Annotated in this window: 9 protein-coding genes and 1 pseudogene; 6 read left to right on the top strand and 4 right to left on the bottom strand. The window is 53.8% G+C overall.

Annotated elements, in window-relative coordinates; all coding sequences use genetic code 11:
* The first annotated feature begins 215 nt into the window (after positions 1-215).
* The 6 genes and pseudogenes from AWU74_RS01795 to sppA all read left to right on the top strand — a co-directional run bounded on the left by AWU74_RS01795 (position 216) and on the right by sppA (position 4,791).
* Positions 216-987 (top strand): annotated as a pseudogene (locus AWU74_RS01795) (IS5 family transposase).
* Positions 988-1,075: 88 nt separating this feature from the next.
* Positions 1,076-1,851 (top strand): IS5 family transposase gene (locus AWU74_RS09905; protein ID WP_202966390.1). Its coding sequence is split into 2 segments (ribosomal slippage): positions 1,076-1,439 and positions 1,439-1,851, totalling 777 coding nucleotides; the frame shifts between segments, so codons are not numbered across the junction.
* A gap of 128 nt (positions 1,852-1,979) precedes the next feature.
* Positions 1,980-2,123 (top strand): hypothetical protein, encoded by a 144-nt coding sequence (locus AWU74_RS11395; RefSeq protein WP_162481339.1) that lies wholly within the window; start codon positions 1,980-1,982, stop codon positions 2,121-2,123.
* Between the two features lie 40 nt (positions 2,124-2,163).
* Positions 2,164-2,583, top strand: coding sequence for a hypothetical protein (locus AWU74_RS01780; RefSeq protein ID WP_062327011.1), 420 nt, complete (start codon positions 2,164-2,166; stop codon positions 2,581-2,583).
* 286 nt (positions 2,584-2,869) lie between these two features.
* Complete coding sequence (locus tag AWU74_RS01775; protein WP_238580122.1) at positions 2,870-3,808, top strand: DUF975 family protein; 939 nt, start codon at positions 2,870-2,872, stop codon at positions 3,806-3,808.
* Positions 3,805-4,791 carry a signal peptide peptidase SppA gene (gene sppA, locus AWU74_RS01770; RefSeq protein ID WP_062327007.1) on the top strand — a complete coding sequence of 329 codons (987 nt, stop codon included), beginning with the start codon at positions 3,805-3,807 and terminating at the stop codon, positions 4,789-4,791. The genes AWU74_RS01775 and sppA overlap by 4 nt, the downstream gene beginning before the upstream one ends.
* Before the next feature lie 87 nt (positions 4,792-4,878).
* Here sppA and AWU74_RS01765 read toward each other — a convergent pair whose 3' ends face one another.
* The 4 genes from AWU74_RS01765 to AWU74_RS01755 form a co-directional block, all read right to left on the bottom strand.
* Positions 4,879-8,619, bottom strand: coding sequence for an alpha-amylase family glycosyl hydrolase (locus AWU74_RS01765; protein ID WP_062327005.1), 3,741 nt, complete (start codon positions 8,617-8,619; stop codon positions 4,879-4,881).
* A gap of 54 nt (positions 8,620-8,673) precedes the next feature.
* A complete protein-coding gene (locus AWU74_RS01760; protein WP_062327003.1) occupies positions 8,674-10,689 on the bottom strand; it encodes a 4-alpha-glucanotransferase in 2,016 nt (671 codons plus the stop codon).
* A 530-nt stretch (positions 10,690-11,219) separates the two neighbouring features.
* Positions 11,220-11,483 (bottom strand): hypothetical protein, encoded by a 264-nt coding sequence (locus AWU74_RS11390; protein ID WP_162481338.1) that lies wholly within the window; start codon positions 11,481-11,483, stop codon positions 11,220-11,222.
* Between the two features lie 313 nt (positions 11,484-11,796).
* On the bottom strand, positions 11,797-12,263 hold a 467-nt coding region (locus tag AWU74_RS01755; RefSeq protein ID WP_238580121.1), incomplete at its 5' end, for a hypothetical protein.

Below are 12,263 nucleotides of genomic sequence, written 5' to 3'. Positions count from 1 at the left end.
AAACGTCTTCCGTGCCCTCAAGCGCCGGCGCGGAATCGCTACGCGCTACGCAAAGCTCACCGCTTCCTTCATCGCCGCTATTCATGTCAGGTGTTTATTCCTCTACCTTCCAGTCCACACTACCTAGAACAGAGCCTCTTGTTACCCCACACGAGAGCCTCTCTTCCGCCTAGGTAGTGTGGACTGGATAGGGGAAAAGAGGTAAAATGGGAAGCATGAAAAGAAATGAAGGCATTCACCGGCACGATATAAGCGACGAGGCGTGGGAACGGATAAAAGACCTGCTGCCCGGACAGGCAGGAAAACGCGGGGGAGTAGCGAAAGACAACCGCTTGTTTATTAACGCGGTAGCGTGGCAGACGCGCACGGGCGCTCCGTGGAGGGATATACCGCCAGAATTCGGGAACTGGAACAGCATACACAAGCGGTTTTGCCGCTGGCGAGACAAGGGAATATGGAAAATGCTGGCGGACGCCGCAATAGGCGAGCCTGCCGGGGATATCTTTATGATAGATTCGACATATATCAAGGCGCACGCGGACGCATGCGGGGCACGCGGCGGCATTCAGGACATTAGCCGCACAAAAGGGGGCTGAACAGCAAATTACATTTGGTAGTTGACGAGTACGGGATACCGGCAAGCGGCATTGTGACAAGCGGTACTGTCGCGGACTGTAATCAAGCGCCTCTCCTTATGGAGGATTTGGAGGCGGAAGCGTTCCTTGCGGACAAGGCGTATGACACGAACGAACTGCTCGATATGCTTAAGGAAGCGGATATAACAGCAGTCATCCCTCCGGTTAAAAGCCGAAAAGGGCAGAGAGCGTACAGTCATGAGCTGTATCGGGCACGGCACGTCATTGAAACCGTCTTCCGTGCTTTCAAGTGCGCGGAATCGCTACGCGCTACGCAAAGCTCACCGCTTCCTTCATCGCCGCTATTCATGTCAGGTGTTTATTCCTCTACCTTCCAGTCCACACTACCTAGGCGAACGAGAGGCTCTCGTGTGGAGTAACGAGAGGCTCTGTTCTAGGTAGTGTGGACTGGATAGGGGAAAAGAGGTAAAACAGGAGGCATGAAAAGAAATAAAGGCATTCACCGGCATGATATAAGTGGTGAGGCGTGGGAACGGATAAAAGACCTGCTGTCCGGACAGGCAGGGAAACACGGGGGAGCGGCGAAAGACAACCGTTTGTTTATCAACGCGGTAGCGTGGCAGACGCGCACGGGCGCTCCGTGGAGGGATATACCGCCAGAATTCGGGAACCGGAACAGCATACACAAGCGGGTTTGCCGCTGGCGGGACAAGGGAATATGGAAAACGCTGGCGGACGCTTCAATAGGCGAGCCTGCCGGGGATATCCGTATGATAGATTCGACGTATATCAAGGCACACGCGGACGCATGCAGGGCGCGCGGCGGCACTCAGGATATCAGCCGCACAAAAGGGGGCTGAACAGCAAATTGCACTTGGCAGTCGACGAGTACGGGATACCGGCAAGCGGCATTGTGACGAGGGGTACTGTCGCGGACTACAGCCAAGCGCCTCTCCTTATGGAGGGTTTGGAGGCGGAAGCGTTCCTTGTGGACAAGGCGTATGACACGAACGAATTGCTCGATATGCTTAAGGGAGCGGATATAGCAGCAGTCATCCCTCCGGTTAAAAGCCGGAAAGAGCAAAGAGCGTACAGTCATGAACTGTATCGGGCACGGCACGTCATTGAAACCGTCTTCCGTGCCCTCAAGCGCTGGCGGGGAATTGCTGCGCGCTATGCAAAGCTCACCGCTTCCTTCATCGCCGCTATTCATGTCAGGTGTTTATTCCTCTACCTTCCAGTCCACACTACCTAGCCTAGCGAGAACCTCCCGCGCGGGCGGCGCGGCTGCCGCTTTTGGGCGCGAAAACAGCCTAAAAAGATTGACAGAGCGCGGAACATATTGTATGCTTTTATGCATATTAAACGTATTGGAGGCAAAAGATGAATGCAATGAGAAGGTTTTTGACTGGCGCAGCCGTAGCGGTGGGCGTGCTGGGAATTGGGGCGAGCGCGTTTGTCGCCTGCCGACAGGAACTGACGCGGGACGGCGGGCGCGGAACGCAGACCAAAGGAAGCGAAGTATGACGACGGAGACTGTGACTTCTACTTCAAGAACGGCGCGCATGTGCACGGCGACTGCGACGGGTACAATTCGGAACCGGGCGGCAAGACGACGATTTACGAATACTTTCAGAGCGAGATTAACAAGTCGGAGCAACGACTCAAGGCGGCGGGAGTCAAGCCGGAGGTGTACCGCACAAGCAAAACCGGCAAGCATTGCTGGGTGCGCTTCGACACCGACCTGCTGAACGGCGTCGGCTGGGAAGGCAGAGGGATTAATCCTGAAAACGACGATATGGATATTCTGGCGAACGGAACGTTGTTTCACTTCAAGGAACTGAAGACTCTACGTTACGCGGAAACTTTAGCAGTGAGTTTGATAGTGACTTTATCCGAAAGGCTTCCAAAGCCCAGAAAGAACGGGACACGCCGGCAGTTATCCTCGTATTCACAGATGGGAAGGAGAAAGCCGCGCACGCTTTAACGACGGCGGACGTTTCTCTTATAGAGAAAGGCAAATATGACACAACCCCTTACGTTATTGCGGACGCGTCCTGCCTCTCTGCCGTCCATATCGCCGCCTCTGTACTGTGCGTTACCCTTACAGGTGTCTCGTGTATGCCCTTTATAGGCAAAGTCCCTATGCGCCGCGAGTGTGCGCAAGTACACTCGGTGCACGTCGAAGACTTGCGGCGAACTCTGTCGTTACCTCGTGCTCCGCACGGGTATCGCCGTTGACCTGACTCGCCCCGTCCGCTAGAATGCCCCGCATGTTTAGCATACACGCCTTCAAGCGCGACGCGCTGCGGCAATTGCGCGGGCACTGGGGCACGCCGGTGCTACTCACGCTGATTCTGGGCGCCGTATACGCGCTGCTCAACGCGCCGACAATCGTCCAATACGCCGACCAGTTGTCCGTCCTGCTCGACTCGGTCAAAACCCGCGATTACGGCGCGTTCGCCGCGGAACTGTCCAAGACCCAAAGCCCGACGCTGGCTCTGGCGGTGTACCTGCTTTCGGGGCTAATCACCGGCGCGCTGGGGCTTGCCGTCAGCCGGTACTATATCCTGTTCAGCGCGGACAGCGGGCGAGCTTCGTTCGGCACCTTTCTGGAGGGGCTGTGCTGGTGGTGGCGCGGCTTGCTTGCCTACCTGTGGCATTCGCTGCGGCTCGGGCTGTGGGCGCTTGTGCTCGCCGGCGGCGCGTTCGCGCTCGCGGGCATTGCGCTGTTCGTTGCGCTCGCCGCAGGCGCAGCGTCCGCCCTGTCGGGGGTTTCCCTCTTCGACCACGCGCTTTTCGCTTTCCCGACGCTCGCCGTCGCCGCGGGTTTGTACGCAGTGTTCGTCAACCGGGCGCTCGCGTATTCGCAGGTATTCAATATTGTGGCGGAATACCCCGACATATCCGTAATCAAGGCGCTCGACGCGAGCGTCGCTATCACGAAAGGATACTGCGGCAGGCTCTTTCTCCTGTATCTCAGCTTCGCCGGCTGGGGCGCGCTTTCGTGCCTGACGCTCGGCGCAGGCTTTTTGCTGCTGTGGCCATACGCGAGCACGACGCTTGCCGTCGCGTACCGCTTCTTAAAGACAAATACGCTTGCCTCCGACGCGCTGATCAGGATTCCGAGCGCGGCGCAGACTTCAGATGCAACGCGGGACGGCGCGAAGGCGATACTGCTCGGCGATAAAACGGGAGGGGAATCGATATGACGCACGACGGCGGGCATTCCCATAGCGGCAAAACAGGGCTGGTCATATTCATCGTCATAGTCGCCGCCGCGCTCGGCATTGCGGCGCTGTCTCTCGTCGGCACGAAGACGACCGTCAGGCGGACGCGCAGCGACAAAAAGCACATTTCGTCGGAGTATGTCGCCGTGCTGTCCGTTACGGGCGTCATCATGGAAGACGGCAGCGAGTATAATCAGGACTGGCTGCTGGACACGGTCGATATGCTGAAGCAGGACAAAAAGAACCGCGGCATTTTTTTGTACGTTGATTCGCCGGGTGGCTCCGTGTACGAGACCGACGAGGCCTTTCTCGCGCTCCGCGATTACGCCGCCGCCAAGCCGGTGCGGGCGCATTTCGGCAGGATTGCGGCGTCGGGTGGGTATTATATCGCCTGCGCCGCGAGCCGCATTAGCGCGAACCGAAACACGCTCACCGGCTCAATCGGCGTCATTGCGGGGCAGTCCGTCGACCTGACCGAGCTTATGGAACACTTCGGGGTCAAGGTTACGACGATTACCGCGGGCAGCAACAAGAATATGTTCGGCTTCGACAGCCCGCTCACCAGCGAGCAGCGGGCGATTATGCAGTCGCTCGCGGACGAGTGCTACGACCAGTTTGTAGGAATTGTCGCGGCGGCGCGCGGAATGACTGACGGCGAGGTACGGAAAATCGCCGACGGCAGAATCTATACGGCAAAACAGGCGCTCGGCATTCGTCTTATCGACGAAATCGCCTCGTATGACGACGCACTCGACGGCTTTATCGCGGAGATTTCCGATTCCGGCAGCACCAAAAAAGTTGAAACCAAGACATTTGAATATGAGCCGAAGCAGCGGCTGTCCGAGTGGCTTTCAAAGAAGGCAACATTGGTGCTACGCTCTGCGGCAGGAATCGCTTCGCTTGACGCAGCGCTTGCAAAAATTGCGCCGGGCATATCCTTTCCGGCGTATTACTGTCAGCGCTGACAAAGAGAGCAACACCTGGTTCCGTTCCGAGCGGCGCTCTTTCTTAATCAAGACGCATATACGGATAAGGCATAACGGATTGTTCCGTCAGTCTTTTTCCGTCTCTTCCACGCCCAATGCCTTCAAAAACACGTCAGCCTTATACCCGGATTTTTCCCGCGCCGCGATAAGCGTTTCGTAGAGCTTAGCTCGCGCACTGAGTTTGTCGGGCTTTTCCGCCGAGACCAGAAGCGGGAACAGCACGGCAAGCGCGAATGTCTTGTCGCTCAATTCTTTGTTAAACCATACCTGCCCGCTGAACGTGTTCTTGCCGAGCGTTACCGCCGCGGACGGCGCGTCCAGCAGTGCCGCCGCAATGCCGTGCGCTGTTTTGCCAAGATTTGCCGCCGTGGGCGGAAGCGACGCGAGCGGGAATATTTCAGTCAGAGCGGCTGCGGTCGCCGCAAGCGTAGCGCGGGGAACCTGCCGAAGCGAACTCACTATATCGACGAACTTATAGTCCAACCCCCACTGTGTAATCAGGTCACGCGCCCCGGTTTGAGGCGCATTCTTGCCGACAATATCGTCGAGTGAATAAAGCATGATAAAGCCCGCAAGCAGTTCCGTAAGCGCGGGAATATCGCCGAGCGAATCGGCAAGTGGCGCAAGCAACGTGTCCCGTGCTGGCGGTTTCTTTGTATTGGAAGCGGTGTAGCGGTTGATTTTCTGCATATATGACACAAAGTGCGTCATCCGGGCAGAAAATTGTTCCCATAGTTCCTCGTAGTCAGAGTCGCTTACATAAATCAGAATTGCAGCGCTCTCCGCTGTGCCAAGAACCGTGTCGGCACGGGAAGGTGTCTTCGCCGTTTTTTCCTGTGTTTTCGGCATATCGAGTTCCCTGCCGAGTACTTCTGCCGCGCCATAGTTGCCGTTAATGAATGAAGCGAGCGTCTGAAAAAATTTGACACCCACCGGACGCACTTTTTCTAATGCTGCGTCTAATATTTGGCGCGGTTTCTCTGCCGTTGCGCTGCTTGACTCGGTGGACATATGTGTTTCGGTCGCCGCATCATACATTCCCTGAACAGGAACAAGCGAAAGTGTTTTCACCGCGTCAAAAAATTCCACTGACGCAAATGCGCCAAATGTCGTATACAAATCTTTTAAGAATATTTCGCGGAGCGCGACCGAGATATCGGGAACGCCTTTTCCGGCGAGCGTGTGATTCAATAACGCCCATTTGCCGGTTTCATCGTCGGTTTCGCGCCGGATATCGACCAGCACCTGACACTCAAAACCGTTGAGTGCCACGAACAAGCCGTTCCGAAGTATATCCACAGACGAGCGGGTATACCAAAGCCCCGAGCGCATTTCGCGAAACACGTAGAATTCGCGCATGTTGTCCGATATGCCCAGTGCCTCACCGAGTGTTTTTGTGTGCAGCCCCTCGCCGTTTATCATGTATTGTGTCGAGCGGTTAATCCAGCCCGACGCGCGTTCGTACGTGTTGTTGTAAAATACGACGGCGTATTCATTTCCGGCGCTGTTCGAGTAGGCAAACACGTTTTCGTTCACACTCCCATTATTCCATACGTCGTAAAGAAGGAAGTTTTCGCTTCCGGCAAAGAGAGAACGTTTCTTCATCAGCGGGAATATTTCTCGTTCGTGTCGTTCAAGCAACTGCCGGTCAGACGTTTCGTTTTGATAGTCGCGGACATATTCCATGCCGTATTTTTCGGTAAAACCTTCTATTTGCCCGTGCCCCACCATTGGCAAGCCCGGCATTGTAACGAGCAAGGTGCACACGCCGAAATACTTGTCGCCCGTGCCGAACTGCGCGACGGCGGTCTCTTCGTCGGGGTTGTTCATAAAGTTCACGAATCGCTTCATGACCTGCGGGTCAAACTCCATAGTGTTCTTAATCGTTTCGCGATACTTTTGGTTTTCTTCTTTTTTCAGCATGTTCATGAACGCACTGTTGTACACGCGGTGCATACCGAGCGTGCGCACAAAGTAACCTTCCATCATCCAAAACGCCTCAGCAAGCAACAATGTGTCTGGCACTTCTGACGCGACACGGTCTACCACTTCGCGCCAGAATTCTTCGGGAATAGCGCGCTCAAAATCAGCAGCGCTCATTGCACTTTCCGCACGGGTCGCAATGTCTCCCCCGTGTCCGGGTTCGGGGTACCACAGACGGCGGATATGTTTTTTTGCCAACACCATAGCCGCGTCAAAACGGATTATGGGGAAATTCCGTGCAACGTGCAGGATTTTTTGTATCACTTCCTCGCGGGCTGCGGGATTCAAAAAGTTAATTTGCGCGGTGTCGTTCCACGGGAGTCCTGTGCCATCGTTCCCGTGATAGATGAAGCGTGTGTCGCCAGTTGCGCTATCGACGCGTTTGAATACAACGGCGCAGTCGTTTTTTGTGTAATAATGGTCTTCAAGGTAGACGTTGACGCGGGAATCTTGCGACAGGTTTTCGCCGTTGAACGAATACTGCGGAAAGGGGCAGTCGCGCCGCTGCATGAACAAGTCGGGGTGTTCCATTACCCATTTAGCGTCGATTCCGGTGTGATTCGGCACCATGTCGGCGGCAAGGCGAACGCCCCGATAGTGCAAGCGTTTACGCAGATTATCGAGTGCGCCCCAGCCGCCAAGATTATCTGCAATCTCGTAATCATATAGGCTATAGGCGCTTGCCGCGGCTTCAGAATTTCCGCACAAGCGCTTGATTCGGCTTGACGCATGACTCCGCTCCCACAAGCCGATGAGCCACAATGCGGTAAACCCGCGCTCCGCAATCAGGTTTAGCTCTTCGTCGGGAATCTGGTCGAGCCGCGCGATTTCCCGCCCATATGTCCGCGAAAGCTGCGCCAGCCACACAAGCGTCGTCTTTGCAAGCAACACCACTTTGGGCATCCAGTCGCGGTCGGCACTGAATCGCTCGTATTCTTTCACGAGCGAATCGTAGGAATATGGAGCCATTGGCGGCGAATCGCCAGTTGTTGGTGACCAGCCCGCTTTGTGTTCTTCTGTTAAAAAATCGACGCCGGAAAGCGTCCTATCGAACCGTATGCCCAACGGCTCCGTCCAGTAGTTCAAAATGTAATCAAGCTGACCGCGCAGGTTGTATGGACTGAACGCCACCGGTTCTTTCAACATAGTTATCAAGTCGTTATTGTTCGGACCGAACGGCGGCAGTTTTCTGAAGAACGAGGTGACCACTTTTCGCGTTTCGGCATAAAACGGGTTTTTTGCCAGTTCCGCGTCGCTAAACAGCAGTGTAAAAGGTTTAAAGGCAGGATTTTCGTTCGCCTGTTGAAGCAAAAGGAGTTCTTCCAGCGCAGCAATACGGTTTGAGCGCACCTGTCCAGTCGCGCCGTCTATGGCGGAACCCGCGAGGTATTCAACGACAGATTGCTGCCCTTTATATACGGCGAACGGAGAGAACTCCGCGCAAAATGTGCCGAGCAACGAGTCAACAGCGTCTTTCCCGAACCGGATTTCCGCCTCCGCGAGCAATCGGTCAAACGAATCAGAGGCTACGCGCTGCCGAAACAGTCCACAACACAGGTGCAGTGCCTCGTCGATAAGCCCCATTGCGTTAATGTCGCTGGCTTTTACCTGCTGGTCGGGGTTTGTTGTTTCAGCAATCAGTCGGTTGAGCTTTTGCGCAAACAGACGTGCTGCCTTAACGTCAGCAAGCACAGCGTTTCCGCTCGACGCAAAGAGCGCGTCGTCAAATCGGCACGCCTCGCGGACGCGTCGTGAAATATGAAACTCGTTCCATGAAAGCGCGCTATGCGCCGCGAGAAAGTCCGAAATACTACGCTGCTTCATATGTTCCCCTCTATAAATGCCTGTATCTGTCCCGCGCCAAAATGGCAACTCGTTTTACCCCTCGTCCGCTGCTTTTTCACGTTGTTTCTTGAATGCTTTTCTATGTGCTTCGGAAAGCGTAGAGATAGCTTTTACGAGCTTGGCGTTTTTGCGCAACATATCGACTGTTGTCGGCAGCCGATACGTCCAGTTGAAATCACTCACCGTACCCGGCATATTTATCCGTTCTTTCTTCGGGTCGGGGTTGTAATATTCGGCACACAACGCAAGAAAATCTTGAATCGGATGAATACAGTACACGCTTGCGGACGTTGCCGCCAGCTGTAGCAGCCAGTCCGCAACGTCGGAAGTATATGTTGTTCCAGCAGTTTTGCCTGCCGCCCGTTTATGCGTCTGGAGCATCAACGCGGCGCCACCTTCTTTTTCCCACCATTCCCGCGTGGTGCTTGAATCGTGCACCGACAGCGTCGTTACCCCTAGCTGCGGATACTGCGCGAACGGAACAAGCGGTTCGCCTTTCCTTGCCCAGAAACGGTTCCAGCGGACAACCCGAAGGCTTAAAATAGAAAGCTCTTTCAGTACTTTCGACACCCCGTGAAGCGAAACACCCAAATCTTCGGCACAGGCAATCATATTCGTACAGCCGACGAGTTCCTTCAGGATGACGCGGGCGTGTTCCTCCCACTTCTTTTCCATAGCCGTGCTCTTTTTTTCAAAAAGCGTTTCAAGCGCGGCTTTTTCTTCTTCGGAAAGCGTCTTCCACGCGCTCGAACCGGCATGCGTCCATAACGGCGAAAATTTTTCCGGCGCGTATTCAAAAAGGACTCGATCGTGCCAATAGTTCATCAGCACGTCTTTTACGGGCTGCGGGATAGCGGCGTTCAGAATATCTTTTTCGCCCGCGACACTCCCCTTGAAAAGCCACAGTTCCTCAGTGCCAATTCTGTCCAGCAACATATTCAGATACCCGTGCGCGGCAGAATAATCGCCGCCAGCCGCATTCTGCACGGCTTCTGTCGGCACGTGCGGCTTTGAAATCCAGCGGATTCGCTCGTCATCAAGACCCGTTTTGAGCAATTCTCGCTTCGAAATCGGCAGAATCGGGTCGGGACGCCCCAGATAAGCGGTAACGTCGGCAGCGTTCATCTGCCAGATTCTGAAAAAACCCAGAATGTGGTCTATGCGGTAGGCTTTGTAATAGCGGGACGCGAGCAAAAGCCGGTCTTTCCACCACGAATAATCCGTTTTTTTAAGCGCGTCCCAGTCGTATACGGGGAAGCCCCAGTTTTGCCCCGCCGCATTGTACATATCTGGCGGCGCACCCGCGCGCATTTTGAGGTTAAAGAATTCGGGGTGCGCCCATACGTCGCAGGAATCTTCGTTCAGCAAAATAGGGATGTCGCCTTTCAGAATGATACTGAGCGACGCGACATACTCGGCGGCTTTTTTGAACTGCTCGTCCGCGCGGAACTGCACCCACGCAAAAAAAAGGTGGTTTGCCCGAAGCTCCGGGTTGTACCAGCGGTCGTGTATGTCCAGCGTCGGCGCTACGCGGCATTCCGGCGGCAACTCCTTCCACGAGGATTCCGCATTTGCGCGTTTCAACTCTTTGTAGACCGCATAAGCGGTTATCCACGGATTCGCTTTTATCCACGTGCGCAGCTCGGCGTCTTCCGCAATTGTTTTTGCGTTTTCGTCGTACAGCAGGCGAAGAATGGCAAGTTTTTGGACAAGCACCTCGCGGTAGGAAAAGCGGGGAAGATGTTCAAAGTTTTCGCGAAGCTGCGTTACTGCCGCTTCCGCGCGGGGCACGGCGGCGTATTCCGGAATGCGCGCAATACTAAGGTATATCGGGTGAAGCGCAAACGCCGAGCACACGCTGTACGGCGAACTTTCGGTTCCGGTGTCGTTCACGGGCAGCAGCTGAATGGCGCGAAGCCCTCCCGCTTTGCAAAAATCGGCAAACGCTTCGAGGTCGGAATATTCGCCGATTCCGCAACTTTGCTCCGTCCTCAGCGCGCCCAGCGGAACGACCGTTCCGGTAAGCGCCGTAATGAGCGGCTTTCTCATAGCAATAAACTCCTTATTGAGTAAAATATCGAGGGATTAGCTTCCCACGGGTCGGCAGTATATATGAATATAAATAATACTTCAAGTGTTTATACAAAAAAAGCCTGCTGCATATTGATTTTGCGCAATGTTTATACAAATTAAAAAACCACGTTTCTTAGCGGATACTTTAAAAGTATTGATTAAAAATCAGTCAAACACAGATTGTTGTAATTCATTCGGTGCCGCATAGAATCGTCTGCACTGTTCTTTTGTTTCCGGTGATTTTACGTAATTTGTTATCGCATATGTGTTTCTGTGTTTGCTTACCGTGTTTATAAAACGTCCACCCGTTCAAAATTTACCACCCTATAGCTTTTTCTTTGCGTCTGGGTGTGTTGCGAGCATCTTATTCGAAATTATGTTTTTATGAATACTGCAATCTGTGTCGGACTATATGCCGGTGCAGATTGCAGCAGAGAATGAACGCACTCGTCTTCTGTTTCTAAAAACCGTATTTTGTATTTTGCTGATTTCTTTTCATACTTCTTTCAGCGTTTTATCTGTTCCTTCATCAATTGCTCCGCACCGATACTCCACCGAGCATACTTATCAACAACAATGTTTTTGCCATTTGTCTTTTTTGTCCTGCTTTGAAGACCAAATATATTTGTATTAAGCCTTGAATCATCCATATTGGTTGTTTTTCTTAAGTCAATATTCGCGGTATTGCCTTGAATATTGAAATGCACTAAGTAGCGTGGACGGGAGAAAGGAAAAGAGGTAAAATGGGAGGCATGAATAAAATACTCCACAGCAAGCTATAGAATATTTTATTGAAATCGTCTTCGCTACCCTCAAAAGCTGGTGGGGAATCGCCACGCGCTACGCAAAATTCACCGTTGCTATTCATATCAGGTGTTTTCTCTACACATCTATATTTCCGTCAACACTACCTAGCCTTTGGTTTCCACGTTGATACATTTATCCAATTTGCGTAAGTTCTTTCAGTTTTGTTATGATACAAAACCAACTGGTACCGATGATTGCAAGATAATCATCCCGTCAAAATAAAATGAATTCCTTGCCGTAATTCTTTCCTTCCTTGATACTGCATCTTTGTATATATCAGCAATCAAGCTTGTACCATATCTGCCCCACCGCCGCAGCGATCTTCCACTCGACCGTTTGCCCCGCGTCAGCCGCGCTGAGCAGCGCCTCCGCGACCGCGCGGGGCGCGTCAGCCCCGCCGTGTGCGTCTTCGTCTATAAAGGCACGGAGCGTCCCTCCATAGCGCGAATCGGGGGCGAACCAGCGTTCGATTTCGGCGCGGGACAGCCGCCGCTGTTCCGTCCATTCATGCGTCTCGACGATGCAGGAAAAAGCGGCGGGACACATAGACTGGAGCGTGCCGGCGTTCCACGCGCAGAGCGGGTTGCCGTCCCCGGCGTAAAAGCGGTTTTCAGCGACTTCAAACGCGGTGAGTGCGTCGGTCTGCAAAAGGGCTCCGTCCGGGGCATTATTCACCGCCTTGTGTGCGCCGTCTCTTTGCCGCGCCTCAGAACTAGACGTTCTTGCCGCGCCGCCTTCCCTGT

Source organism: Treponema endosymbiont of Eucomonympha sp., assembly GCF_001028545.1.
The sequence above is the reverse complement of the archived record's forward strand: the minus strand, read 5'-3'. Positions and strand labels throughout refer to the sequence as shown.